Raw genomic sequence first — 24,651 nt, 5'->3', positions numbered from 1 at the left:
AACCTGCACAAGCCCCTCCATAATCGCCGCCAGCTCATGCTGTCAGCAGTTTTTATGGCGGCTATGTACGGGCGGACTTTTGTCCGGCCGGGTTGGTTTCCTTACCGGTAATCTCACTCCGTGCATAGTTGCCACCTCATTTCTCGAGTGAGATCGGAAATGAATGGCGTCAGTTCATAAGGAAATTTTCCATGGATAAATTGATACCTGACCCACCCCTCGATACCCCACTCGAAGACGCCATCCGCGCCGAAGACCAGATCAAAACCCGCGAAGCCATCAAACGCGCCCTGGATTTCTACCTCAGCCCCGACCCGGTCAAACCCCGGCAGCCCAGCACGATGTTCCTGATCCAGCCGAACATCGACACCGAAAGCCTGCTGGCGCATGCCTGTGAGTCACTGGCGTCGGCGAACACGTTAACCGGTAACTTTGCCGATCAACTGGGCCGGCCCGAGCGCAATACGGCGTTGGCGATTCAGCAGATCATCATGCTGGCCGAGCTGGCGGTGAATCGGGCGCTGGATCGGGTTGATCCACAGACCTGAGACCGCGTTATCGTTCTTCGCGAGCAAGCTCGCTCCCACAGGTGGAATGCATTTCAAACTGTGGGAGCGAGCTTGCTCGCGAAGACGGTGGTTCATCCACAGCAAATCCCAGGCACAAAAAAACCGCCGATCATTCACCGATCGGCGGTTTTTCATTCAGCGCAAATCAAATCACTGCATCAACACTTCAATCGAGCCATCTGCCGTCATGCTCACCTGGCTGGTGCCCGCTTCAACTTCCGGCGTCACTGGCGCCGAATCCATCGCCGCCGCTTTCATCATCATCGGTGCGCGCAGGTACGGTTGTGGATAACCGTTGCTGTTGAGGTTCAGGTTGACGATTTTGTAACCCTTGCCGCCCAGTGCGTCGGTGGCCAGTTGGGCGCGGGCCTTGAAGGCGGTCACTGCTTCTTTGAGCAACTGGTCTTCACTGGATTTGCGGGTCGGGTCGGCGATGGCGAAGTCCATGCCGCCCATTTTCAGGTCGCCCAGCAGTTCGCCGGTGAGTTTGGACAGGGCGGCGAAGTCGGCGCTTTCCAGACGCAGTTCCGCGCGCTCACGCCAGCCGGTGATTTTCTGGCCTTTGGTGTCGTAGATCGGGTAACTGTTGCGGCTACCCTGGCGCAGGGTGATGTCTTTGACTTGCTTGGCCTGGGCCAAGGCCTTGTTCATGGTGGTGCTGACGTCGGCGGCGAGTTTGGCCGGGTCGGTGTTTTGCTCTTCGGTGTAGAGGGTGACGATCATCAGGTCGCGGGCGACTTCCGTGCTGACTTCGGCGCGCAGGGAAATCTGGTTGTAGTGCAGCTCATCGGCGGCCAGGGCCGGAAGGCTGGCGATGCTGCCGACGGTCAGGGCGAGAAGGGCGGCGCTGCGGCGAAATGTGTGCATGAAAGCTCCTTGATGAGGGCGCAGGTGATGGTTCGGGGGCCTGCGTGAAACCATCAGACTCTAGCTTTTATGATCCGGTTCGCCCAGTTACAACTTCTATACAGATGGCCGGGGCTGCTGCGCAGCCCTTCGCGAGCAGGCTCGCTCCCACCTTTGAATGCGTTCCCCTGTGGGAGCGAGCCTGCTCGCGAAGGCGTTCTTATAGCCGCCGCAAATATTTTCGCCATGTGGTCGTTTGCCGCACTTTCGCCTCTCAAGGGCGCGGCTTGGTTATACTCCGTGCGATCCGCCTGGAGCGCTCATCAGGAGAGCTCATGCTCGCCCCCGTACAACTGACATCCGCCACTCGCCAGAACCTCTGGCGGCTGACTTTCATCCGCACCCTGGTGCTCGCCGCGCAGGCTGGCTCCGTTGGCCTGGCCTACTGGCTGCAATTGTTGCCGTTGCCGTGGGTGCAACTGGCGATGACCCTTGGCTGCTCGACGCTGCTTTGCGTGTTCACTGCCGTGCGTTTGCGCACTTCGTGGCCGGTGACCGAACTCGAATATGCGCTGCAACTGGCCTGTGATCTGGTGATCCACAGTGCGCTGCTGTACTTCTCCGGTGGTTCGACCAACCCGTTTGTTTCCTACTACCTGGTGCCGCTGACCATCGCTGCCGTGACGCTGCCGTGGCGTTATTCGGTAGTTCTCTCCGGTATCGCATTGGCGCTGTACACCGTGATGCTGACGCGTTTCTATCCGCTGGAAACCCTGCCGGTGGCCCGCGAGAACCTGCAGATCTACGGCATGTGGCTGAGCTTTGCGCTGGCCGCTGCGGTGATCACCTTCTTCGCCGCACGCATGGCCGAGGAGCTGCGCCGTCAGGAAGAATTACGCGCGATTCGCCGTGAAGAAGGCCTGCGCGATCAGCAACTGCTCGCCGTCGCCACCCAGGCCGCTGGCGCTGCCCATGAACTCGGCACGCCGTTGGCGACCATGAGCGTGTTGCTCAAGGAAATGCAGCAGGACCATCCCGACCCGATGCTGCAGGATGATCTGAAGGTGCTGCAGGATCAGGTCAAACTCTGCAAGGAGACCTTGCAGCAACTGGTGCGGGCCGCCGAGGCCAACCGGCGTCTGGCTGTCGAGATGCAGGACGTCACCGACTGGCTCGACGAAGCGCTGAACCGCTGGCACCTGATGCGTCCGGAGGCCAGTTATCGCTTCCACCGTCTCGGCCAAGGCACCGTGCCGCGCATGGCGCCGCCGCCGGATCTGACCCAGGCCTTGCTGAATCTGCTCAACAACGCCGCCGACGCCTGCCCGGAAAACCTCAAGGTGACCCTGGACTGGGACGTGGAAACCGTGACCATCAGCATTCGTGACCACGGCGCCGGTGTGCCGCTGGCCATCGCCGAACAGATCGGCAAACCGTTTTTTACCACCAAGGGCAAAGGTTTCGGCCTGGGCCTGTTTTTGAGCAAGGCCAGCGTGACACGCGCCGGCGGCTCAGTGAAACTCTATAGTCATGAGGAAGGCGGCACGCTCACCGAGCTGCGCCTGCCCCACGGCGCCCGAGGAGACCAACATGAGTGACGAAATCCAAGTCGAAGGCGAAGAGCTGCCGCATTTGCTGCTGGTCGATGACGACGCAACGTTCACCCGAGTAATGGCCCGTGCCATGGCTCGCCGTGGCTTTCGCGTCAGCACCGCAGGTTCTGCCGAAGAAGGCCTGACCATCGCCCAGGCAGACCTGCCTGATTACGCAGCGCTCGACCTGAAAATGGACGGCGACTCCGGCCTGGTGCTGCTGCCCAAACTGCTGGAGCTGGACCCGGAAATGCGCGTGGTGATCCTCACCGGTTACTCGAGCATTGCCACCGCGGTCGAAGCGATCAAGCGCGGCGCCTGCAATTACCTGTGCAAACCCGCCGATGCCGACGACGTGCTGGCCGCGCTGCTGTCCGAACACGCCGACCTCGACAGTCTGGTGCCGGAAAACCCGATGTCGGTCGACCGCCTGCAGTGGGAACACATCCAGCGCGTGCTCACCGAGCACGAAGGCAACATCTCCGCCACTGCCCGCGCCTTGGGCATGCACCGCCGCACCCTGCAGCGCAAACTGCAGAAGCGCCCGGTTCGTCGCTGAACCTGCGCTGAACGACTATCGCCAGCCCTCGCGATAAAACGCACCGATCATCTATGATCGGTGCGTGTCTGTTCTTTCCTATTTCGAGCCTTATCCATGAATCAGAACGCTGAATATTCCGCGGTCAACGATGCTGTGCGCGGGCAGTTTTTTCGCAAGGTTTGGGCGATGATCACGCCTTACTGGCGCAGCGAAGAGAAGGGCAAGGCCTGGACGCTGCTGATTGCCGTGATCGCGCTTACGCTGTTCAGCGTATGGATCGCGGTGTGGCTCAACAGTTGGTACAAGGATTTTTACAACGCCTTGCAGAAGAAGGACGAGGCGGCCTTCTGGCAGTTGATCCTGTATTTCTGCGGTATCGCGGCGGTGGCGATTCTCGGCTCCGTGTATCGCCAGTATCTGACGCAAATGCTGACCATCCGCTGGCGTGCCTGGCTCACCGAAAAGCATTTCACCCGGTGGCTGGAGCACAAGAACTACTACCAGCTGGAGCAGGGTGGCTATACCGATAACCCCGACCAGCGGATCTCCGAAGACCTTAATAAATTCACGGCCAACACACTGGCCCTTGGCTTGGGGCTGATCCGCACAGTCGTCAGTCTGGTGTCGTTCTCGATCATTCTGTGGGGCGTTTCCGGAAGCATTGAGGTGTTCGGTTTCACTGTTCCCGGTTACATGTTCTGGTGTGCATTGGTGTACGCGGTGATTGGTAGTTGGCTGACGCATTTGATTGGCAGGCGTCTGATCGGTTTGAACAACAACCAGCAACGTTTTGAAGCCGACCTGCGTTTCTCGATGGTGCGGGTTCGCGAGAATGCAGAGAGTATCGCCTTGTACAACGGCGAGCCGAATGAAAACCGGCGCCTGAGTAACCGTTTCGGGCTGGTCTGGCACAATTTCTGGGACATCATGCGGGTGTCCAAGCGGCTGACGTTTTTTACCTCGGGTTATGGGCAGATCGCGATCATTTTTCCGTTCATGGTGGCGGCCCCACGGTACTTCAGCGGCAAAATCGAACTCGGTGAGCTGATGCAAATCAACTCGGCCTTCGGCAATGTGCAAGAGAACTTCAGCTGGTTCATCAGTGCTTATCAGGATCTGGCAGAGTGGCGCGCTACGTGTGACCGGTTGCTGAGTTTCCGCAATGCGATGAGCAACAACGAAGAACGCACCCCGGCCATCGATGTGCAGAATCAGGGCAGCGAATTGAAAGTGCACAACCTCGGTCTGGATCTGGCCGATGGTCGCCATCTGTTGACCAGTGCCGACATGACTGTGGAACCCGGTGAGCGGGTGATGCTCAGCGGCCGTTCTGGCAGCGGCAAGTCGACGTTGCTGCGGGCGATGGGGCATTTGTGGCCCGCGGGGCACGGCAATATTCGTTTGCCGGCGGCGCGGTATCTGTTCCTGCCGCAGAAACCGTATCTGCCGATCGGCACTCTGCGCGAGGCGTTGAGTTATCCACAGCCGGGCGACAGTTACGCGCCGGAGCGTTATGCACAAGTGCTGGAAGCCTGCCGCTTGCCGCATCTGATTGGGCGACTGGACGAGGCCAATCACTGGCAACGCATGCTCTCGCCGGGTGAGCAGCAACGACTGGCTTTCGCCCGTGCGTTGCTTTACGCACCGCAGTGGCTGTACATGGATGAGGCGACTTCGGCGATGGATGAAGAGGATGAAGCGACGCTTTATCAGGCGCTGATCGATCAGTTGCCGGGGCTGAGCATTGTCAGCGTTGGCCATCGCAGCAGCTTGAAACGCTTCCATCCACGGCACGTGCGGATCGACAGCGGCCATTTGGTTGAACAGACCGTGACCGCCTGATCACCGTTAAACCCCTGTAGGCGTGAGCCTGCTCGCGATAGCGTTGGGTCAGTCACATTGATGCTGAATGTGCGGACGTCATCGCGAGCAGGCTCACTCCTACATAAAGCGATTTGAACAGGCCAGTGATCGTACAACCCGCTTGAGCTATCATGCCCCAAGCCGAATTTTCGAGACAAGATGCACACCATGGAAAACCTGATCGACACCCCGCGTCTCCCGCGCAAGCGCCGCAGCCTGGCCCAGGAACTGGTGACGGTGCTGAGCGAGCAGATCCGCGATGGCCTGCTCAAGCGCGGTGACAAACTGCCTACCGAGTCGGCGATCATGGAAGCCCATGGCGTTAGCCGCACCGTGGTGCGCGAGGCGATTTCCCGTTTGCAGGCGGCCGGTCAAGTTGAGACCCGCCACGGCATCGGCACGTTTGTGCTCGACACGCCAAGCCCGAGTGGTTTCCGCATCGACCCGGCCACTGTCGTCACCCTGCGTGATGTTCTGGCGATTCTCGAATTGCGCATCAGCCTCGAAGTCGAATCTGCCGGCCTTGCCGCGCAACGTCGCAGCGCCGAGCAACTGGCGACCATGCGCGCCGCCCTTGATGCGCTCAACGAAAGCGCTGCCCATGCCAGTGATGCTGTTGCTTCGGACTTTGCCTTCCATCTGGAAATCGCGCTGTCCACCGGCAACCGTTACTTCACCGACATCATGACCCACCTGGGCACCAGCATCATTCCGCGTACGCGGCTGAATTCGGCACGCCTGGCCCATGATGATCAGCAGCACTACATGAGCCGCCTGAGCCGTGAGCACGAAGAAATCTACGACGCGATTGCCCGTCAGGATTCCGATGCAGCGCGTGCGGCGATGCGTCTGCACCTGACCAACAGCCGTGAAAGACTGCGCCAGGCTCATGAAGAGGCGCAGGCGCAGCGGGGCTGAGGGTTAAGGCTCCAGTTTGAATTTGGCTTGAGAAGAGATCACTTCAATACCAGACGGTTTGGTGATTTTGTACGTTAAGGTGGCTTGTTCACCCGCTACCGCACCTACTGCAAACGCACTCTTCGGGATCGCAAACGCAATGGGCTTCCCGACATGTTGATGAGTAATAGCGATTGCTCCGCTAGTCCAGGAAGTCCCTTGAGTTCTCTTGAGGAACAACTCGATTTGGTCTCCTGCCAACGCGCCATGGCCGTTAGGTACTTCGGCATCTGTCGGGTCGGAAAGTTGGCTAATGCGGACTGTGCCGTTTTCGGCTTGCTTGAGAGTCGGGGCTGGCAAGGTTTGAGTTTGTGCGTTCATGGTCAAGATCCGTCTATTGAGCTTTAGGTTATCGAAGGCGCCGGCGCATTGATGTCACCCGCGCGCTTCTATTTAAGAAGCGCGAAGCCCTCTTACACACCTGTAAGAAATACCAGTTCCGACGAACGGTAACCGCTCCCGCACGACAAGGTTCAGCCCTCAATCCGCAACCTCAACACCTCCGAAAACGGCTCCATACTCGACTCATCGCAAAACTTGTAGCGCAGTTCAATCTCCCTGTTCAGGTACGGACGGAGCACTTCTTTAGGCAACTGCAACTCGATCCCCGTCAGTTTTTCCATCTCGTCTTCAGCATCGTCCCAAGTGCCGGTGTTCACTTCTTCGCCTGCCCATTCCGGCTCTTGCGGGTCGTCGCCGAGAATCGGGTAAACGCTCCAGTTCGCCGGGAAGTCGCTGGAATCCGGGACGAGTGCGGTCAACACATCGGGCAGTGTCGATAGCTGAAGCGTGAGGATGTCGGAGGACGATGCGGCGATTTGCGAAAGGGTCGGGGCAGCGTAATTCGTGGACATTTCGGTTTCCTTCGGTGGTCCGCCACGATCCTTCGTGGCAGTCGTCGCACCTTACCCGGCGTGGTAGCTGCGCTCAGTAAACGAATCTTGACCAGACATTTCTGCAATGTAGCCCAGTAAAAACAGGCCTTTACGCTGATTCGCCATTTGGCTTAAACACTTTTGTCCGACAAAAAACCACCCACAACGATGAAATGCAGTTGACGGTTATCTTTTAAGTTGTACGATGACCTACAACTTCAGCGAAGGCTGAACGGACCAATCACAAAAAACGTTGCTACCAGGGTGTTCGAATAATGAATCCACAAGAACTGAAGTCCATCCTCTCTGCCGGCCTGCTGTCCTTCCCGGTGACCGATTTCAACGCGCAGGGCGATTTCAACCGCGCGGGCTACATCAAACGCCTGGAATGGCTGGCTCCGTATGGCGCTTCAGCCTTGTTCGCCGCCGGCGGCACCGGTGAGTTCTTCTCCCTGGCCGCCAGCGAATACTCGGAAATCATCAAGACTGCCGTCGACACTTGCGAAACCAGCGTGCCGATCCTCGCCGGTGTCGGTGGTTCGACCCGTCAGGCCATCGAATACGCTCAGGAAGCCGAGCGTCTGGGCGCCAAAGGCCTGTTGCTGCTGCCGCACTACCTGACCGAAGCCAGCCAGGACGGTGTTGCTGCTCACGTTGAAGCCGTGTGTAAATCGGTCAACATCGGCGTGGTCGTCTACAACCGCAACGTTTGCCGCCTCAACGCGCCGCTGCTGGAACGTCTGGCCGAGCGCTGCCCGAACCTGATCGGCTACAAGGACGGCCTGGGTGATATCGAGTTGATGGTGTCGATCCGTCGCCGCCTCGGTGATCGCTTCAGCTACCTGGGTGGTCTGCCGACCGCCGAAGTCTACGCCGCTGCCTACAAGGCGCTGGGCGTGCCGGTTTACTCCTCGGCGGTGTTCAACTTCATCCCGAAAACCGCGATGGACTTCTACCACGCGATCGCCCGTGAAGATCACGCCACTGTCGGTAAGATCATCGACGACTTCTTCCTGCCTTACCTCGACATCCGCAACCGCAAGGCCGGTTACGCCGTGAGCATCGTCAAGGCAGGCGCGAAAATCGCCGGCTATGACGCAGGCCCGGTGCGGGCGCCGCTGACCGATCTGACTGGCGAAGAGTACGAAATGCTCGCCGCGCTGATCGACAAGCAAGGTGCGCAGTAACACCCGATAAAAGCGAGGCCGCTGAGCAATCAGCGGCTTTTTGCGTGAAGGCTTTGAGATGTGAGGGCTGCCCCTGTGACAACTGCAAAACGCTACGACAACTACATCAACGGTGAATGGATTGCCGGTGCCGACTACTCGGCCAACATCAACCCTTCGGAACTGAGTGACACCATCGGCGACTACGCCAAGGCTGATCTGACTCAGGTTCACGCCGCCATCGACGCCGCCCGCGCCGCGTTCCCGGCGTACTCGACTTCGGGCATTCAGGCCCGCCACGATTCGCTGGATAAAGTCGGCAGCGAAATTCTCGCCCGTCGCGAAGAGCTCGGCACCCTGCTGGCCCGGGAAGAGGGCAAGACCCTGCCTGAAGCCATCGGTGAAGTGACCCGCGCCGGCAACATCTTCAAATTCTTCGCCGGTGAATGCCTGCGCTTGTCCGGCGACTACGTGCCGTCGGTGCGCCCGGGCGTCAACGTTGAAGTGACTCGCGAAGCGCTGGGCGTGGTCGGTCTGATCACCCCGTGGAACTTCCCGATCGCGATTCCTGCGTGGAAAATCGCCCCGGCCCTGGCCTACGGCAACTGCGTGGTGTTGAAGCCGGCCGATCTGGTACCGGGTTGTGCCTGGGCATTGGCGGAAATCATCTCCCGCGCCGGCTTCCCGGCTGGCGTGTTCAACCTAGTGATGGGCAGCGGTCGCGTGGTTGGCGATGCGTTGGTGCAGAGCCCGAAAGTCGACGGCATCAGCTTCACCGGTTCTGTCGGCGTGGGTCGTCAGATCGCCGTTAACTGCGTGTCGCGTCAGGCGAAAGTGCAGCTGGAAATGGGCGGCAAGAACCCGCAGATCATTCTCGACGACGCCGACCTCAAACAAGCGGTCGAGCTGTCGGTGCAGAGCGCGTTCTACTCCACCGGTCAGCGTTGCACGGCTTCCAGCCGCTTGATCGTCACTGCCGGGATTCACGACAAGTTCGTTGAAGCCATGGCCGAGCGCATGAAGTCGATCAAGGTCGGCCACGCGCTGAAATCCGGTACCGATATTGGTCCAGTGGTTTCGCAAGCGCAGCTGGAACAGGACATGAAGTACATCGACATCGGCCAGTCCGAAGGTGCGCGTCTGGTCAGCGGCGGCGGTCTGGTGACCTGCGACACCGAAGGCTACTTCCTCGCGCCAACGCTGTTTGCCGACAGTGAAGCGTCGATGCGCATCAGCCGCGAAGAAATCTTTGGCCCGGTGGCCAACATCGTTCGCGTGGCTGATTACGACGCGGCGCTGGCGATGGCCAACGACACCGAGTTCGGTCTGTCGGCGGGTATTGCGACCACCTCGCTGAAGTACGCCAACCACTTCAAGCGTCACTCGCAGGCCGGGATGGTGATGGTCAATTTGCCGACCGCTGGCGTCGATTACCACGTTCCGTTCGGTGGCCGTAAAGGTTCATCCTATGGCTCACGTGAGCAAGGCCGTTATGCGCAAGAGTTCTACACGGTCGTGAAGACCAGTTACATCGGTTCCTGATAAGGCAATACCCCTGTAGGAGCAGCCTTCGGCAGCTCCTACAGGGAAGACCAAAGAAGATTCACCCGCGCATAAAAATAATCAGTGGGAGTACATCTACATGCAATCGTCCAAGCCGACTCACGTCCGCTATTTGATCCTGCTCATGCTGTTTCTGGTGACCACGATCAACTACGCCGACCGCGCCACGATCGCCATCGCCGGCTCCAGCCTGCAAAAAGATCTGGGCATTGACGCGGTTACCCTCGGCTATATCTTCTCCGCATTCGGTTGGGCCTACGTGGCCGGGCAAATCCCCGGTGGCTGGCTGCTCGATCGCTTCGGCTCGAAAAAAGTCTATGCCCTGAGCATTTTCACCTGGTCGCTGTTCACCGTGCTGCAAGGCTTTGTCGGTGAGTTCGGCATGTCCACGGCGATCGTTGCGCTGTTCATGCTGCGCTTTCTGGTCGGTCTGGCTGAAGCGCCGTCGTTCCCCGGTAATGCGCGCATCGTGGCGGCATGGTTCCCGACCGCCGAGCGCGGTACGGCTTCGGCGATCTTCAACTCGGCGCAATACTTTGCCACCGTGTTGTTCGCTCCGCTCATGGGCTGGATCGTTTACTCCTTCGGCTGGGAACACGTGTTTATCGTCATGGGCGTGTTCGGCATCGTCTTCTCTGGCATCTGGCTGAAGGTTATCCACAGCCCGCGTCAACACCCGCTGGCCAACGAAGCGGAAGTGCAGTTCATTGCCGACAACGGCGGCATGGTCGACATGGACGTCAAGCAAGGCAAAAAAGCCGATGGTCCGAAATGGGATTACATCCGTCAGTTGCTGACCAACCGCATGATGCTCGGTGTGTATCTGGGTCAATACTGCATCAACGGCATCACCTATTTCTTTCTGACCTGGTTTCCGGTGTACCTGGTGCAAGAGCGTGGCATGACCATTCTCAAGGCCGGTTTCATCGCCTCGTTGCCGGCCATCTGCGGCTTTATCGGCGGCGTGCTCGGCGGGGTAATTTCCGATTACCTGCTGCGCAAAGGCCACTCGCTGACCTTCGCCCGCAAGGCACCGATCATCGCTGGCCTGCTGGTTTCCAGCAGTATCGTCGCCTGCAACTATGTTGATGTGGAATGGATGGTGGTTGGCTTCATGGCTCTGGCCTTCTTCGGCAAAGGCGTTGGCGCACTCGGTTGGGCAGTGGTCTCCGACACTTCGCCAAAACAGATCGCCGGCCTGAGCGGTGGCCTGTTCAACACTTTCGGCAACATCGCTTCGATTACCACGCCGATCGTGATTGGCTACATCATCAGCTCCACTGGCTCGTTCAAATGGGCGCTGGTGTTTGTCGGTGCCAACGCACTGGTGGCGGTGTTCAGCTACCTGGTCATCGTTGGCCCGATCAAACGCGTGGTCCTCAAAGAGCCGCCAACCAATGGCGGTACTGAAGCCACCGGTAAATTGTCTCAAGCGCATTCCTGAGGAGCGGCGTCATGCAGTTGATTGAACATTCCGACTCGCCGCGCCACATCCGCCTGCACGAGCGGGACAATGTGGTGGTTGTGGTCAACGACCAGGGCGCACCGGCCGGCACTGAGTTTGCCGATGGCCTGGTGACGCTGGAATTTGTGCCGCAGAGCCACAAGGTCACCCTCGAAGATATTCCCGAGGGCGGCCAGGTGATTCGCTACGGTCAGGTGATTGGCTACGCGTTGCAGCCGATTCGCCGTGGCAGTTGGGTCAAGGAAGATCAACTGCGCATGCCGACCGCGCCGCCGCTGGACAGCCTGCCGCTGTCCACCGAGGTGCCGGACGCGCAGGCACCGCTGGAAGGCTTCACGTTCGAGGGTTATCGCAACGCTGACGGTACCGTCGGCACGCGCAATATTCTCGGCATTACCACCACGGTGCAGTGCGTCACCGGCGTGCTCGATCACGCGGTGAAACGCATCAAGGAAGAACTGCTGCCGAAGTACCCGCATGTCGATGACGTGGTGGCGCTGACTCACAGTTATGGCTGCGGCGTGGCGATCACTGCCACTGACGCCTACATCCCGATTCGTACCGTGCGCAACCTGGCGCGCAACCCGAACCTCGGTGGTGAAGCGCTGGTGATCAGTCTGGGCTGCGAGAAGTTGCAGGCCGGGCAGGTCATGCACGAGGACGATGCTTCGGTGGATCTCAGCGATCCATGGCTGTATCGCTTGCAGGATTCCAGTCACGGTTTCACCGAGATGATCGAGCAGATCATGGCGCTGGCCGAAGTCCGTTTGAAGAAGCTCGACCAGCGCCGCCGCGAAACCGTGCCGGCCTCCGAGTTGATCCTGGGTATGCAGTGCGGCGGCAGCGATGCGTTTTCCGGAATCACCGCCAACCCGGCGCTGGGCTACGCCTCGGATTTGCTGTTGCGGGCAGGGGCGACGGTGATGTTTTCCGAAGTCACCGAAGTGCGCGATGCGATTTACCTGCTGACATCGCGCGCCGAAAGCAAAACCGTCGCCGAGGAACTGGTGCGCGAGATGGACTGGTACGACCGATACCTGGCCAAGGGTGAAGCGGATCGTAGCGCCAATACCACGCCCGGCAACAAGAAGGGCGGGCTGTCGAACATTGTCGAGAAGTCGCTGGGGTCGATCGTCAAGTCCGGTAGCAGTGCGATTAATGGCGTACTCGGCCCGGGCGAGCGGTTCAAGCAGAAGGGGCTGATTTTCTGCGCGACGCCGGCCAGTGATTTTGTTTGTGGGACGTTGCAGTTGGCGGCGGGGATGAACCTGCATGTGTTCACCACCGGGCGGGGTACGCCGTATGGGTTGGCGATGGCGCCAGTGGTGAAGGTCTCTACGCGTACGGAGCTGGCGCAGCGTTGGCCTGATTTGATCGATATCGACGCCGGGCGAATTGCTACCGGGCGGGCGACCATCGAGGAGTTGGGTTGGGAGTTGTTTCACTATTACCTGGATGTGGCGAGCGGCAAGCAGCAGACGTGGGCGGAGAAGCACAAGCTGCATAACGACATTACGTTGTTCAATCCGGCGCCGATTACTTGATGGTTTGGGGGGAGGGCAAAGCTACCCTCACCCCAGCCCTCTCCCGGAGGGAGAGGGGGCCGATCCGGGAATATTTAAGAAGTACATCTACCTGAAAGTGCTTTGCCGAATCCATAATCGACTCGGTCTTGCAGGTCGATGTATGACACAAGACACCTCGGTCAGTCCCCTCTCCCTCGGGGAGAGGGTTAGGGTGAGGGGCTTTTCAAGCTTTTGGCTTATCATTAGCCCCCTAACGACGCTCACCCAAGGCTCCCCGGCATGCTGGCAATCTTCCTCGAAACCCTGAACATCACCGCGCCGGTGTTTGCCATGCTGTTTCTCGGTGTGCTGCTCAAGCGCATCGACTGGATCAACGACAACTTCATCCACACGGCCTCGTCGCTGGTGTTCAACGTCACCATGCCGGCGCTGCTGTTCCTCGGCATTCTGCATGCCGACCTGCACGCCGCGTTGCAACCGTCCCTGCTGATCTACTTTTCTCTCGCCACGCTGGTGAGTTTTGCCCTGGCCTGGGGCTGGGCGATTTTCAAATGCCCGCGTGAAGATCGCGGTATCTACACCCAAGGCGCGTTTCGCGGCAATAACGGTGTGATCGGTCTGGCACTGGCGGCGAGCATGTACGGCGATTACGGGATTTCCCTCGGGGCGATTCTCGCGGCGCTGGTGATCCTTTTCTACAACACCCTGTCGACCATTGTCCTGGCGGTATACAGCCCGGTGATCAAGTCCGATCCGTGGAGCATCTGCAAAAGCGTGTTCAGCAATCCGCTGATCATCAGCGTGATTGCCGCCGCGCCTTTTGCCTATTTCAAGATCGGTTTGCCGGGCTGGCTGGAGACCTCAGGTCAGTATCTGGCGCAGACCACCTTGCCATTGGCGCTGATCTGCATTGGCGGCACGTTGTCGCTGGCGGCATTGCGCAAGAGCGGTAGCATGGCGCTCAGTTCCAGCCTGGTGAAGATGATCGGTCTACCGGTGCTGGCGACGCTGGGGGCGTGGTTGTGGGGCTTTCGCGGGGCGGAGCTGGGGATTCTGTTTCTGTACTTCGGCAGCCCGACGGCGGCGGCGAGTTTTGTCATGGCCCGGGCGGCGCAGGGCAATCATGAGCTGGCGGCGGCGATCATTGTGTTGACCACGTTGATGGCGGCGATTACCACCAATATCGGGATCTTTGTTTTGCAATGGGGTGGGTGGATCTAGCCTGAATCTTGGGTTGCTCTCCCGGGCCTCTTCGCGAGCAAGCTCGCTCCCACATTTGAAATGCATTCCAATGTGGGAGCGAGCTTGCTCGCGAAGGCGTCAGTTCAATCACACAGGCTTCTGGTAGGTATCGATCACTTCCTGAGCTGCACGAAACGCATCGATCGCCGCCGGCACGCCGGCATACACTGCGCAATGCAGCAGCGCCTCACGAATCTCGTCGACCGTGCAGCCATTGTTCAGCGCGCCGCGCACGTGGCCTTTCAACTCTTGCGGGCACTTCAACGCCGTCAACGCCGCGAGTGTGATCAAACTGCGGGTTTTCAGCGGCAGGCCTTCGCGATTCCACACGCCACCCCAGGCATGTTCATTGACGAAATCCTGCAACGGCTGGGTGAACTCGGTGGCGTTGCCCAGCGCGCGATCAACAAACGCATCGCCCATTACCTGGCGGCGGACTTCAACCCCGGACTTCTTCGATTCGGTCATGGCATATCCCTCTTGTGGTGTTGGCGGCGCCAGGCGCGGATCGACGTGAACAGCAGAAACGTCAACAGCGTCGGCAAGACATAAAACAGCATCAGCCGCTCAAGCTTGCCGGCCAGCGGCATGCCGGTGGTGAACGACACCACGTGCAGCCCGTACGCCAGGTACAAACCGAGCAACAGCAAACCTTCGGCGCGCGTCACGCGGTAGCCGGAATAGAACACCGGCAGGCACAGTGCGGCGACGCCGAGCATCACCGGCAGGTCGAAATCCAGCGCGTTCGGGGACACCGACAGCGGCGTCGGTGCGATCAATGCGGTCAGGCCGAGCACCCCGAGCAGGTTGAACAGGTTGGCGCCGATCACGTTGCCGACGGCGATGTCGCGTTGTCCGCGCAAGGCTGCGATCAATGACGTAGCCAGTTCCGGCAGCGACGTGCCGACGGCGACCACAGTCAGGCCAATCACTCGCTCGGAGAATCCCAGGTCGGTGGCCACCACGACAGCGGCGCCCAGCAGCAGATGCCCGGCAAACACCAGCATCGCCAGACCGATAACGATCATCAACAGGCTGCTGAACCACGAGGCATGCGCCGTTTCAGGATGTTCCGAATGCGGTCGCGTCGAATGCCGTGACTGGCGCAGCAGTAAACCGAGATACAGCGCCAAAGCCGCCAACAACAGGATGCCGTCGAAGCGCCCGATCTCTTCATTCCATGCCAGCACGAATACCAGCAGGCTGGCACCGATCATCAGCGGAATATCCAGGCGCACCAGTTGCCGCGAGACGCGCAGAGGAATGATCAGCGCGGAAAGCCCGAGGGTGACAAGGATGTTGAAGATGCTGCTGCCGACCACACTGCCGACGGCGATGTCCGGGTTATGCGCCAGCGCCGCTTGCAGGCTCACGGCCATTTGCGGTGCGCTGCTGCCGAGGGCGACGATGGTCAGGCCGATGATCAGCGGTCGCACATGCAGGCGTGCTGCCAGACGTACCGCTGCGCGCACCATCAGTTCGGCGCCGAAGATCAGCAGGCACAGGCCAGCGAGCAGTTCGATCACGCTGATCAGGGGTAAATCGGCTAATCCGAAAATGGTCAGCGCTCCATCAGTCGTCGAGGGCCTGCACGCGAACCCGCGCGGTGCCGCTGCGCAGCATGCCGAGTTGTTCGGCGGCCTCGCGGGACACATCGATCAGGCGTCCACGGGTATGCGGGCCACGGTCGTTGATGCGGACCACAACGGATTCATCGTTTTTCAGGTTGGTGACCTTCACCCGTGTGCCAAAGGGTAGCTGGCGGTGGGCGGCGGTCAGGGAATTCTGGTTGAACGGCTCGCCACTGGCGGTCCGTTTACCGTGGTGCTTGGCACCGTAATAAGAGGCGACACCGGTCTGGTCGTAACCGTGCGGGTCGATGATATCGGTACTGGCCGATAGCGCAATGTCAGACACCGGAAAAGTGACTGTCAAATCGCTATCGCGAGCAGGCTCACTCCTACAGGGGATGGAGCCAGGCTGTTTGTCTGGCTCCATTTTCATCAGCCTTCGAGCTTGCTTTTCAGCAGTTCGTTCACTTGCTGCGGGTTGGCTTTGCCTTTCGACGCTTTCATCGCCTGACCGACAAAGAAGCCGAACATCTTGCCGCGTTTGGCTTCATCCGCCGCACGATACTGTTCAACCTGCTCGGCGTTGGCCGCGAGCATTTCGTCCAGCACTGCAGAGATCGCGCCGCTGTCGGTAACCTGTTTCAGGCCACGTTTCTCGATGATTTCGTCCGCGCTGCCTTCACCGTTGGCCATCGCTTCGAACACCACTTTGGCGATCTTGCCGGAGATGGTGTTGTCCTTGATGCGCTGCAGCATGCCGCCCAGCAGTTCAGCGGAAACCGGCGACTCGTCGATGTCCACGCCTTGCTTGTTGAGCAGGCTGCCCAACTCGACCATCACCCAGTTCGCCGCCAGTTTCGCGTCGCCGCCGATGGCTGCAACTTTCTCGAAGTAGTCCGCTTGCTCACGGCTGGTGGCCAGCACGTTGGCGTCGTAGGCCGACAGACCGAACTGGCTCTGGAAGCGCTCGCGTTTCTGCGGTGGCAGTTCCGGCAGGGTGGCGCGCACCTCGCCGAGGAACGACTCTTCGATGACTACGGGCAGCAGGTCCGGATCGGGGAAGTAACGGTAGTCGTTGGCTTCCTCTTTCGAACGCATCGGACGGGTCTCGTCCTTGTTTGGATCGTACAGACGGGTCTGCTGGATCACTTTGCCGCCGTCTTCGATCAGCTCGATCTGACGCTGGATCTCGGTGTTGATTGCCTTCTCGATGAAGCGGAACGAGTTGACGTTCTTGATCTCGCAGCGCGTGCCGAACTCAACCTGACCTTTCGGGCGTACCGATACGTTGCAGTCGCAACGCAGCGAACCTTCGGCCATGTTGCCGTCGCAAATACCCAGGTAACGCACCAGTGCGTGGATCGCCTTGACGTAAGCCACGGCTTCCTTGGCGCTGCGCATGTCCGGCTCGGAGACGATTTCCAGCAGCGGTGTGCCGGCACGGTTCAGGTCGATGCCGGTGGCACCGTTGAATTCTTCGTGCAGGCTCTTGCCGGCGTCTTCTTCCAGGTGCGCGCGGGTGATGCCAACACGCTTGACCGTGCCGTCTTCCAGGGCGATGTCCAGGTGGCCCTTGCCGACGATCGGCAATTCCATCTGGCTGATCTGGTAGCCCTTCGGCAGGTCCGGGTAGAAGTAGTTTTTACGGGCGAACACGTTGTGCTGACCGATCTCGGCGTCAATCGCCAGACCGAACATCACCGCCATGCGCACCGCTTCCTGGTTCAGCACCGGCAACACGCCAGGCATGCCCAGATCGATCAGGCTGGCCTGGGTGTTCGGCTCGGAACCGAATGTGGTGGAACTACCGGAAAAGATTTTCGACCGGGTAGTGAGCTGAGTGTGAATCTCCAGCCCGATCACGACTTCCCATTGCATGTGTGTCTCCTCAGAAGCCGGTTGGGGTGCGGGTGTGCCAGTCAGTGTTGAGCTGATACTGGTGGGCAACGTTCAACAGGCGACCTTCCTGGAAATACGGCGCGAGCAACTGCACGCCCACCGGCAGACCGTCGACAAAACCGGCCGGCATCGACAGGCCCGGCAGGCCCGCGAGGTTGGCGGTGATGGTGTAGACGTCTTCCAGATAGGCAGCGACCGGGTCGCTGTTCTTGGCGCCGAGTTTCCAGGCCGGGTTCGGCGTGGTTGGGCCGAGGATGATGTCGACCTCATTAAAGGCAGCCATGAAGTCGTTCTTCACCAGGCGACGGATCTTCTGCGCTTTCAGGTAGTAGGCGTCGTAGTAACCGGCGGACAGCGCGTAGGCACCGACCATGATCCGGCGCTGCACTTCCGCGCCGAAGCCTTCGCCACGGGAACGCTTGTACAGGTCGATCAGGTTTTCCGGGTTCTCGCAGCGATGGCCGAAGCGCACGCCGTCGAAACGCGACAGGTTCGAGGAAGCCTCTGCCGGGGCGATCACGTAGTACGCAGGAATTGCGTGCTGCATGTTCGGCAGGCTGATTTCCTTGATCACCGCACCGAGCTTCTGCAGCTCTTTAATGCTGTTCTGGATCAGCTCGGCGATGCGTGGGTCGAGACCGGCGCTGAAGTATTCCTTCGGCACGCCGATGCGCAGGCCTTGCAGCGAGTCGCCCAGGCTGGCGGAGTAATCCGGAACCGGCTCATCGATGCTGGTGGAGTCGTTCTGATCGAAGCCAGCCATACCTTGCAACAAAATTGCGCAGTCTTCGGCGGTGCGCGCCAACGGCCCGCCCTGATCGAGGCTGGAGGCGTAAGCGATCATGCCCCAGCGCGAAACACGACCGTAGGTCGGTTTCAGGCCGGTGAGGTTGGTGAAGGCTGCCGGCTGACGGATCGAACCGCCAGTGTCGGTGGCCGTGGCCGCAGGCAACAGACGAGCGGCTACTGCCGCCGCCGAACCGCCGGACGAACCGCCCGGCACGTGTTCCAGGTTCCACGGGTTTTTCACCGCGCCGTACCAGCTCGACTCGTTGGCCGAACCCATGGCGAATTCGTCCATGTTGGTCTTGCCCAGGGTCACCGCGCCGGCAGCCGCCAGCTTCGCGACCACGGTGGCGTCGTACGGGGCTTTGAAGTTGTCGAGCATCTTCGAGCCGCAGCTGGTGCGAATGCCCTGGGTGCAGAACAGGTCTTTGTGAGCGATCGGCGCACCGAGCAGGGCGCCGCTCTCACCGTTGGCGCGGCGTGCATCGGCGGCTTTCGCCTGCTCGAGCGCCAGCTCTTCGGTGAGGCTGATGAAACTGTTGAGCTGCGGATCGAGCTGGGTGATGCGCGCCAGCAGGACTTTGGTCAGCTCTTCGGAGGAAAACTTTTTATCGGCGAGACCGCGGGCGATCTCGGCCAGAGTCATTTGATGCATTGCAGGCTCTTTCCCTTTAGTCGATGACTTTCGGAACCAGATACAGGCCGTTTTCGACCGCTGGTGCGATGGACTGGTAGGCCTCGCGGTGATTGGTCTCGGTCACAACGTCGGCGCGCAGGCGCTGACTGGCTTCCAGCGGGTGGGCCAGAGGCTCGATTCCGTCGGTATTAACAGCCTGCATTTCGTCGACCAGACCGAGAATGCTGTTGAGAGCGGAAGTAATGTGTGGAAGATCGGCATCATTGAGGCCAAGGCAGGCCAGATGAGCGATTTTTTCCACGTCGGAGCGTTCTAGCGCCATCGGGATTCTCCTGTGGAAAACAGAACGGACGGCGTCCGTGTGTTAGATTGTCGGAACACTACCGCACTTCTACGGTCATAAGGCCGCGATTGTGGGGCTTGGTGCACAGAAAAGCGGCCAATTTAACATATTGGCGCCTTGCCCAAAATCCCTGTCGTTGTTAGAGTTTGCCGCACTTTTTTACCCACGCGTTGCCTAGGGTCCCTTTCCCATGTTCAAGAAACTGCGTGGCATGTTTTCCAGCGATCTTTCCATTGACCTGGGCACTGCCAACACCCTTATTTACGTGCGCGAGCGCGGTATCGTCCTGAATGAGCCATCGGTTGTGGCCATTCGGACACACGGTAACCAGAAAAGTGTCGTTGCTGTCGGCACCGAGGCCAAGCGCATGCTCGGCCGTACGCCGGGCAACATTGCTGCCATTCGTCCGATGAAAGACGGCGTGATCGCCGACTTCAGCGTCTGCGAAAAGATGCTGCAATACTTTATTAACAAGGTTCACGAAAACAGCTTTCTGCAGCCTAGCCCTCGTGTGCTGATCTGCGTTCCATGCAAATCCACCCAGGTTGAGCGTCGCGCCATCCGTGAATCGGCCCTTGGTGCCGGTGCCCGTGAAGTATTCCTGATCGAAGAGCCAATGGCCGCTGCGATCGGTGCCGGCCTGCCGGTCGAAGAAGCGCGCGGTTCGATGGTCGTGGATATCGGTGGTGGTACCACTGAAATCGCGCTGATCTCCCTGAACGGTGTGGTGTATGCCGAATCCGTCCGCGTTGGCGGCGACCGCTTTGACGAAGCGATCATCACTTACGTGCGTCGTAACTACGGCAGCCTGATCGGTGAATCCACCGCTGAGCGCATCAAACAGGAAATCGGCACGGCCTACCCGGGCGGCGAAGTTCGCGAAGTCGACGTTCGCGGTCGCAACCTGGCCGAAGGCGTTCCACGCGCATTCACCCTGAACTCCAACGAAGTGCTGGAAGCTCTGCAAGAGTCCCTGGCAACCATCGTTCAGGCTGTGAAAAGTGCTCTGGAGCAATCGCCGCCGGAACTGGCTTCCGACATCGCCGAGCGTGGCCTGGTGCTGACCGGTGGTGGCGCGCTGCTGCGTGATCTCGACAAGTTGCTGGCCCAGGAAACCGGTCTGCCAGTGATAGTTGCCGAAGATCCGCTGACCTGTGTGGCTCGCGGCGGTGGCCGTGCATTGGAAATGATGGATAAGCACACCATGGACCTGCTCTCGAGCGAATAAGTCGCCGAGTGCAATACGTGGGTGAGCGCGCAGGCAGCACTTTGCAGTGCTGCCTGTTGGCGTTTATCTTCTGTCAGTCTTCATCCAGGCCGGTTTGATGCCGTATGAATAAACAGAACATTTGCCTGGGAGGAGCGGCTTATTAAACCGCTTTTCGCCAAGGGCCCTTCGTTGGGCGTGCGCCTGTTGGTGCTGGCCGTGCTATCGATCGCGCTGATGGTGGTCGATGCCCGCTTTGACCTGCTCAAGCCTGCGCGCAAGCAAGCGTCGCTGGTGCTGATGGATGCCTACTGGATCACAGACCTGCCGGGTCGCTTGTGGGAAGGTGTCGCCAGCCAGTTCGGCAGCCGCACCGAGCTTGTCGCCGAAAACGAAAAACTCAAGACCGAAAACCTGCTGTTGCAGGGCCGCATGCAAAAGCTTGCCGCCCTTACCGAGCAGAACGTTCGGCTGCGCGAGTTGCTCAATTCTTCTGCACTGGTCAACGAAAAGGTCGAAGTGGCCGAGTTGATCGGTATGGACCCCAACCCGTTCACCCATCGCATCATCATCAATAAAGGTGAGCGCGACGGCGTGGTGCTCGGTCAGCCGGTGCTCGATGCGCGCGGTCTGATGGGCCAGGTGGTCGAGTTGATGCCTTACACCTCGCGTGTCTTGCTGCTCACTGACAGCACACACAGCATTCCGGTACAGGTCAATCGCAACGGGCTGCGGGCCATTGCCAGCGGCACCGGCAACCCTGAACGCCTGGAATTGCGCCACGTCGCCGACACTGCCGATATCAAGGAAGGCGACCTGTTGGTCAGTTCCGGCCTTGGCCAGCGTTTCCCGGCAGGCTATCCGGTCGCGACCGTGAAGGAAGTGATCCACGATTCCGGTCAGCCGTTCGCCATCGTCCGCGCCGTGCCGACCGCCGCGCTGAATCGCAGCCGTTACATGTTGCTGGTGTTCAGCGACAACCGCACCGCCGAAGAACGTGCCAACGATGCGGCGCAAGCGCAGGAAAATCTTGATGCCTTTGGCGGCGGTCCGATTATTCCGGCCACTGTACCGAAAACCGTGACCCCGCCTGCCGCAGCGGCTACGACGCCCGCGACGCCTGCCGCACCGACCGCCGCCGCTAGCGCCACACCGGCCAAACCCGCGGCAAGCAAACCGCCAGCGGCTGCCAAACCACCGGCAGCGACGCCAGCGGCGGCCAAACCTCCAGCTGCCCAGCCGGCTGCGCGACCTGAGGCCAAACCGCCAGTCAACGCACCAGCGACAACCGGGAGACAAGAATAATGGTCGGGGCTACCGCATCGCGTAACGGCTGGATTGTCTGGCTGACGTTTGTTGTCGGCATACTCCTGAGCGTGTCTCCATTGCCGATTTTCATGGAAATCCTGCGCCCGCTATGGCTGGCCTTGCTCCTGACATTCTGGGCTTTGTATATGCCGCACACAGTGGGCATGGTCACGGCGTTTTGCCTGGGCCTGGCCGAAGACGTGCTGCAGGGCGATCTGCTCGGTCAGAACGCGCTGATCCTGACACTGATCACCTTCCTCGTATTGTCATTGCAACAACGCCTGCGGATGTTCCCGATGTGGCAACAATGCCTGGTGATTCTGGTGATCTTCGGCCTCGCGCAACTGGTGCAACTGTGGCTCAGTGCCTTGACCGGTAACCGTCAACCAACCTTGGCGCTGGTACTTCCGGCGCTGGTCAGCGCCTTGCTCTGGCCTTGGGTCAGCTTTGCCCTACGCGGATTGCGCCGACGCTACAAAATCAATTGAACCGGTGAAGTTGGGCACTGAACAGGGAGATGTTTTGATGAAGCCGCTTTACCTCGCCTCCGGATCGCCGCGTCGGCGTGAATTGCTCACGCAGATCGGCGTTCCGTTCTCCGCCATCAGTGCGGATATCGACGAAACCCCATCACCCGAAGAGTCGCCCTCGGCCTATGTCGATCGCTTGGCGCGCGGCAAAGCCGAGGCCGGACGCCGCACGGTCGTGTCCACTCAGCCATTCTGCGTGCTGGGTGCTGACACTGCCGTGGTGCTGGACGGCAAAATTCTGGGCAAACCGGTGGACGAAGCCGATGCATGCGCCATGCTGATGATGTTGTCCGGCAAGGAGCATGAAGTGCTGACCGCCATCGCCGTGCTTGAAGACGAGCGCTGCGAGTCGCGGGTGGTGCGCAGTCTGGTGCGGTTTCGCGCGATCAGCATTGAGGAAGCGGCCGCTTACTGGGCCTGTGGCGAGCCACGGGACAAGGCCGGTGGTTATGGCATTCAGGGGCTCGGCGCGGTGTTTGTCGCGGGCCTTAATGGCAGTTACTCGGCGGTGGTCGGGTTGCCGATTTGCGAAACCGCAGAACTGTTAGGCCATTTCGGCATACCCTGTTGGCAAAACCTGAACGCGCAATAAGCGTCGTACGAATCCAGATGCGGCCATTATCGTGAACACGCCTGAACGAGATCCTGCCATGAGTGAAGAGATTCTGATCAACATCACGCCGATGGAGTCGCGCGTGGCGGTGGTCGAAAACGGTGTGCTGCAAGAAGTCCACGTTGAGCGCACACAAAAGCGCGGGATTGTCGGCAACATCTATAAAGGCAAGATCGTCCGCGTGCTGCCGGGTATGCAGGCAGCGTTTGTCGACATCGGCCTGGACCGCGCGGCATTCATTCACGCCGCCGAAATCTCTCTACGTGAAGGTCCTGCGGTCGAAAGTATCAGCGCGCTGGTGCACGAAGGTCAAAGCCTGGTGGTGCAAGTCACCAAGGACCCGATTGGTTCCAAAGGCGCGCGCTTGACCACGCAGCTGTCGATACCTTCGCGTTATCTGGTGTACATGCCGCGCACCGCCCACGTCGGCATCTCGTTGAAGATCGAAGACGAAGCCGAGCGCGAACGCCTCAAGCAGGTGGTCAGCGATTGCGTGGCCAAAGAAGGCATCAAGGAGGCCGGTGGTTTCATTCTGCGCACCGCCGCCGAAGGCGCTGGCGCCGATGAAATCCTCATGGACATCCGTTACCTGCGGCGCCTGTGGGACCAGATCAACGAGCAGATCAAAACCATCTCCGCGCCTAGCGTGATTTACGAGGACCTCGGTCTGGCGCTGCGTACGCTGCGTGACCTGGTCAACCCGAAGATCGAGAAGATTCGCATCGATTCCCGGGAAACCTTCCAGAAAACCACGCAGTTCGTCGCCGAACTGATGCCGGAAATCGCCGATCGTCTGGAACACTACCCGGGTGAACGACCGATTTTCGACCTCTATGGTGTCGAAGACGAAATCCAGAAAGCCCTCGAACGCAAGGTGCCGCTGAAATCCGGTGGCTATCTGGTGGTGGATCCGGCGGAAGCCATGACCACCATCGACGTGAACACCGGAGCTTTCGTCGGCCATCGCAACCTCGAAGAAACCATCTTCAAGACCAATCTCGAAGCGGCCACCGCGATTGCCCGGCAAATGCGCCTGCGCAACCTGGGCGGGATCATCATCATCGACTTCATCGACATGGAAGATGAAGAGCATCAACGCCAAGTGTTGCGCACCCTGGAAAAACAGCTGGAGCGTGATCACGCCAAGACCAACATCATCGGCATCACCGAGTTGGGCCTGGTGCAGATGACCCGCAAGCGTACCCGCGAAAGTCTCGAACAGGTGCTGTGCGAGCCGTGCAGCAGTTGTCAGGGGCGTGGCAAACTCAAGACTGCGGAAACCATCTGTTACGAGATCTTCCGCGAGATCCTCCGTGAAGCGCGCGCCTATCAGGCCGAGGGTTATCGGGTGTTGGCGAACCAGAAAGTGGTGGATCGCTTGCTTGACGAAGAATCCGGTAACGTCGCCGAGCTTGAAGGGTTTATCGGTCGCACCATACGCTTCCAGGTGGAAACCATGTATTCCCAGGAACAATATGACGTGGTGCTGCTCTGATCCCCTGCGTCACTTTTATTCCACCGCGGCTGGCCTCAGCTTTTCGCAGTATTTTTG

The 24,651-nt window shown here is 59.7% G+C and carries 24 protein-coding genes; 15 read left to right on the top strand and 9 right to left on the bottom strand.

Annotation, left to right across the window (positions count from 1 at the left end; all coding sequences use genetic code 11):
* Positions 1–191: 191 nt before the first annotated feature.
* A complete protein-coding gene (locus AC1DVF_RS21620) occupies positions 192–548 on the top strand; it encodes a DUF6124 family protein (RefSeq protein WP_099757991.1) in 357 nt (118 codons plus the stop codon).
* Between the two features lie 171 nt (positions 549–719).
* Here AC1DVF_RS21620 and AC1DVF_RS21615 read toward each other — a convergent pair whose 3' ends face one another.
* A complete protein-coding gene (locus AC1DVF_RS21615) occupies positions 720–1,436 on the bottom strand; it encodes an SIMPL domain-containing protein (RefSeq protein WP_016984326.1) in 717 nt (238 codons plus the stop codon).
* Between the two features lie 314 nt (positions 1,437–1,750).
* Here AC1DVF_RS21615 and AC1DVF_RS21610 point away from each other — a divergent pair, with 314 nt between their 5' ends.
* The 4 genes from AC1DVF_RS21610 to AC1DVF_RS21595 all read left to right on the top strand — a co-directional run bounded on the left by AC1DVF_RS21610 (position 1,751) and on the right by AC1DVF_RS21595 (position 6,329).
* Entirely contained in the window at positions 1,751–3,013 is a 1,263-nt protein-coding gene (locus AC1DVF_RS21610; protein ID WP_477783109.1) for an ATP-binding protein, read from the top strand.
* Positions 3,006–3,566 carry a response regulator transcription factor gene (locus AC1DVF_RS21605; RefSeq protein WP_003221630.1) on the top strand — a complete coding sequence of 187 codons (561 nt, stop codon included), beginning with the start codon at positions 3,006–3,008 and terminating at the stop codon, positions 3,564–3,566. Before AC1DVF_RS21610 ends, AC1DVF_RS21605 begins: the two co-directional genes overlap by 8 nt.
* A gap of 96 nt (positions 3,567–3,662) precedes the next feature.
* A complete protein-coding gene (locus AC1DVF_RS21600) occupies positions 3,663–5,390 on the top strand; it encodes an ABC transporter ATP-binding protein/permease (protein WP_186624812.1) in 1,728 nt (575 codons plus the stop codon).
* A 189-nt stretch (positions 5,391–5,579) separates the two neighbouring features.
* A complete protein-coding gene (locus AC1DVF_RS21595) occupies positions 5,580–6,329 on the top strand; it encodes a FadR/GntR family transcriptional regulator (RefSeq protein ID WP_175559635.1) in 750 nt (249 codons plus the stop codon).
* 3 nt (positions 6,330–6,332) lie between these two features.
* On the opposite strand, the gene AC1DVF_RS21590 is transcribed toward AC1DVF_RS21595, so the two are convergent.
* Both AC1DVF_RS21590 and AC1DVF_RS21585 read right to left on the bottom strand, forming a co-directional pair.
* The gene (locus AC1DVF_RS21590; protein ID WP_477783108.1) at positions 6,333–6,689 is read right to left on the bottom strand and encodes a hypothetical protein; all 357 of its coding nucleotides are present in this window, start codon (positions 6,687–6,689) and stop codon (positions 6,333–6,335) included.
* Between the two features lie 152 nt (positions 6,690–6,841).
* On the bottom strand, positions 6,842–7,222 hold the full coding sequence (locus tag AC1DVF_RS21585) for a hypothetical protein (RefSeq protein WP_460089872.1): 381 nt from the start codon (positions 7,220–7,222) through the stop codon (positions 6,842–6,844).
* A gap of 296 nt (positions 7,223–7,518) precedes the next feature.
* Here AC1DVF_RS21585 and kdgD point away from each other — a divergent pair, with 296 nt between their 5' ends.
* The 5 genes from kdgD (at position 7,519) to AC1DVF_RS21560 (ending at position 14,184) form a co-directional block, all read left to right on the top strand.
* Entirely contained in the window at positions 7,519–8,430 is a 912-nt protein-coding gene (gene kdgD, locus AC1DVF_RS21580; protein WP_093435890.1) for a 5-dehydro-4-deoxyglucarate dehydratase, read from the top strand.
* 75 nt (positions 8,431–8,505) lie between these two features.
* A complete protein-coding gene (locus AC1DVF_RS21575) occupies positions 8,506–9,951 on the top strand; it encodes an aldehyde dehydrogenase family protein (protein WP_099757994.1) in 1,446 nt (481 codons plus the stop codon).
* A gap of 100 nt (positions 9,952–10,051) precedes the next feature.
* Positions 10,052–11,416, top strand: a complete 1,365-nt coding sequence (locus AC1DVF_RS21570; protein WP_034154459.1) for an MFS transporter — start codon at positions 10,052–10,054, stop codon at positions 11,414–11,416.
* Positions 11,417–11,427: 11 nt separating this feature from the next.
* Positions 11,428–12,981 (top strand): galactarate dehydratase, encoded by a 1,554-nt coding sequence (gene garD, locus AC1DVF_RS21565; protein ID WP_034154460.1) that lies wholly within the window; start codon positions 11,428–11,430, stop codon positions 12,979–12,981.
* A gap of 261 nt (positions 12,982–13,242) precedes the next feature.
* A complete protein-coding gene (locus AC1DVF_RS21560) occupies positions 13,243–14,184 on the top strand; it encodes an AEC family transporter (protein ID WP_186624814.1) in 942 nt (313 codons plus the stop codon).
* Between the two features lie 108 nt (positions 14,185–14,292).
* On the opposite strand, the gene AC1DVF_RS21555 is transcribed toward AC1DVF_RS21560, so the two are convergent.
* The 6 genes from AC1DVF_RS21555 to gatC form a co-directional block, all read right to left on the bottom strand.
* The gene (locus tag AC1DVF_RS21555; RefSeq protein ID WP_093435910.1) at positions 14,293–14,673 is read right to left on the bottom strand and encodes a carboxymuconolactone decarboxylase family protein; all 381 of its coding nucleotides are present in this window, start codon (positions 14,671–14,673) and stop codon (positions 14,293–14,295) included.
* Complete coding sequence (locus AC1DVF_RS21550; protein WP_460130796.1) at positions 14,670–15,731, bottom strand: calcium/sodium antiporter; 1,062 nt, start codon at positions 15,729–15,731, stop codon at positions 14,670–14,672. Before AC1DVF_RS21550 ends, AC1DVF_RS21555 begins: the two co-directional genes overlap by 4 nt.
* Before the next feature lie 46 nt (positions 15,732–15,777).
* On the bottom strand, positions 15,778–16,140 hold the full coding sequence (locus tag AC1DVF_RS21545) for a septal ring lytic transglycosylase RlpA family protein (RefSeq protein WP_477783107.1): 363 nt from the start codon (positions 16,138–16,140) through the stop codon (positions 15,778–15,780).
* Between the two features lie 68 nt (positions 16,141–16,208).
* Positions 16,209–17,654 (bottom strand): Asp-tRNA(Asn)/Glu-tRNA(Gln) amidotransferase subunit GatB, encoded by a 1,446-nt coding sequence (gene gatB / locus AC1DVF_RS21540; RefSeq protein ID WP_099757997.1) that lies wholly within the window; start codon positions 17,652–17,654, stop codon positions 16,209–16,211.
* A 10-nt stretch (positions 17,655–17,664) separates the two neighbouring features.
* On the bottom strand, positions 17,665–19,116 hold the full coding sequence (gatA, locus tag AC1DVF_RS21535) for an Asp-tRNA(Asn)/Glu-tRNA(Gln) amidotransferase subunit GatA (RefSeq protein ID WP_093435926.1): 1,452 nt from the start codon (positions 19,114–19,116) through the stop codon (positions 17,665–17,667).
* A gap of 16 nt (positions 19,117–19,132) precedes the next feature.
* The gene (gatC, locus tag AC1DVF_RS21530; RefSeq protein WP_007901429.1) at positions 19,133–19,420 is read right to left on the bottom strand and encodes an Asp-tRNA(Asn)/Glu-tRNA(Gln) amidotransferase subunit GatC; all 288 of its coding nucleotides are present in this window, start codon (positions 19,418–19,420) and stop codon (positions 19,133–19,135) included.
* Positions 19,421–19,631: 211 nt separating this feature from the next.
* Between gatC and mreB the strand changes: the two genes are divergently transcribed.
* The 5 genes from mreB to rng all read left to right on the top strand — a co-directional run bounded on the left by mreB (position 19,632) and on the right by rng (position 24,594).
* Positions 19,632–20,669 carry a rod shape-determining protein MreB gene (mreB, locus tag AC1DVF_RS21525; protein WP_002555108.1) on the top strand — a complete coding sequence of 346 codons (1,038 nt, stop codon included), beginning with the start codon at positions 19,632–19,634 and terminating at the stop codon, positions 20,667–20,669.
* A 141-nt stretch (positions 20,670–20,810) separates the two neighbouring features.
* Positions 20,811–21,953: a rod shape-determining protein MreC gene (mreC, locus tag AC1DVF_RS21520; RefSeq protein ID WP_477783110.1), complete on the top strand. Its 1,143-nt coding sequence runs from the start codon at positions 20,811–20,813 to the stop codon at positions 21,951–21,953.
* On the top strand, positions 21,953–22,444 hold the full coding sequence (gene mreD / locus AC1DVF_RS21515) for a rod shape-determining protein MreD (RefSeq protein WP_034154468.1): 492 nt from the start codon (positions 21,953–21,955) through the stop codon (positions 22,442–22,444). Before mreC ends, mreD begins: the two co-directional genes overlap by 1 nt.
* 37 nt (positions 22,445–22,481) lie before the next feature.
* Entirely contained in the window at positions 22,482–23,078 is a 597-nt protein-coding gene (locus AC1DVF_RS21510; RefSeq protein WP_320335786.1) for a Maf family protein, read from the top strand.
* A 58-nt stretch (positions 23,079–23,136) separates the two neighbouring features.
* Positions 23,137–24,594, top strand: coding sequence for a ribonuclease G (rng, locus tag AC1DVF_RS21505; protein WP_034154470.1), 1,458 nt, complete (start codon positions 23,137–23,139; stop codon positions 24,592–24,594).
* Positions 24,595–24,651: the final 57 nt, after the last annotated feature.

Source organism: Pseudomonas sp. P4_D7, assembly GCF_056401755.1.
The sequence above is the reverse complement of the archived record's forward strand: the minus strand, read 5'-3'. Positions and strand labels throughout refer to the sequence as shown.

Excerpts from the sequence above, each read along its gene's own strand:
- kdgD (WP_093435890.1), top strand. The coding sequence starts at position 7,519 with ATGAATCCACAAGAACTGAAGTCCATCCTCTCTGCCGGCCTGCTGTCC.
- AC1DVF_RS21600 (WP_186624812.1), top strand. The coding sequence starts at position 3,663 with ATGAATCAGAACGCTGAATATTCCGCGGTCAACGATGCTGTGCGCGGG.
- gatA (WP_093435926.1), bottom strand. The coding sequence starts at position 19,116 with ATGCATCAAATGACTCTGGCCGAGATCGCCCGCGGTCTCGCCGATAAA.
- AC1DVF_RS21615 (WP_016984326.1), bottom strand. The coding sequence starts at position 1,436 with ATGCACACATTTCGCCGCAGCGCCGCCCTTCTCGCCCTGACCGTCGGC.
- rng (WP_034154470.1), top strand. The coding sequence starts at position 23,137 with ATGAGTGAAGAGATTCTGATCAACATCACGCCGATGGAGTCGCGCGTG.
- gatC (WP_007901429.1), bottom strand. The coding sequence starts at position 19,420 with ATGGCGCTAGAACGCTCCGACGTGGAAAAAATCGCTCATCTGGCCTGC.
- AC1DVF_RS21595 (WP_175559635.1), top strand. The coding sequence starts at position 5,580 with ATGGAAAACCTGATCGACACCCCGCGTCTCCCGCGCAAGCGCCGCAGC.
- AC1DVF_RS21590 (WP_477783108.1), bottom strand. The coding sequence starts at position 6,689 with ATGAACGCACAAACTCAAACCTTGCCAGCCCCGACTCTCAAGCAAGCC.
- AC1DVF_RS21610 (WP_477783109.1), top strand. The coding sequence starts at position 1,751 with ATGCTCGCCCCCGTACAACTGACATCCGCCACTCGCCAGAACCTCTGG.
- AC1DVF_RS21605 (WP_003221630.1), top strand. The coding sequence starts at position 3,006 with ATGAGTGACGAAATCCAAGTCGAAGGCGAAGAGCTGCCGCATTTGCTG.
- AC1DVF_RS21620 (WP_099757991.1), top strand. The coding sequence starts at position 192 with ATGGATAAATTGATACCTGACCCACCCCTCGATACCCCACTCGAAGAC.
- gatB (WP_099757997.1), bottom strand. The coding sequence starts at position 17,654 with ATGCAATGGGAAGTCGTGATCGGGCTGGAGATTCACACTCAGCTCACT.
- AC1DVF_RS21570 (WP_034154459.1), top strand. The coding sequence starts at position 10,052 with ATGCAATCGTCCAAGCCGACTCACGTCCGCTATTTGATCCTGCTCATG.
- AC1DVF_RS21560 (WP_186624814.1), top strand. The coding sequence starts at position 13,243 with ATGCTGGCAATCTTCCTCGAAACCCTGAACATCACCGCGCCGGTGTTT.
- AC1DVF_RS21510 (WP_320335786.1), top strand. The coding sequence starts at position 22,482 with ATGAAGCCGCTTTACCTCGCCTCCGGATCGCCGCGTCGGCGTGAATTG.
- garD (WP_034154460.1), top strand. The coding sequence starts at position 11,428 with ATGCAGTTGATTGAACATTCCGACTCGCCGCGCCACATCCGCCTGCAC.
- AC1DVF_RS21555 (WP_093435910.1), bottom strand. The coding sequence starts at position 14,673 with ATGACCGAATCGAAGAAGTCCGGGGTTGAAGTCCGCCGCCAGGTAATG.
- mreB (WP_002555108.1), top strand. The coding sequence starts at position 19,632 with ATGTTCAAGAAACTGCGTGGCATGTTTTCCAGCGATCTTTCCATTGAC.
- mreD (WP_034154468.1), top strand. The coding sequence starts at position 21,953 with ATGGTCGGGGCTACCGCATCGCGTAACGGCTGGATTGTCTGGCTGACG.
- AC1DVF_RS21585 (WP_460089872.1), bottom strand. The coding sequence starts at position 7,222 with ATGTCCACGAATTACGCTGCCCCGACCCTTTCGCAAATCGCCGCATCG.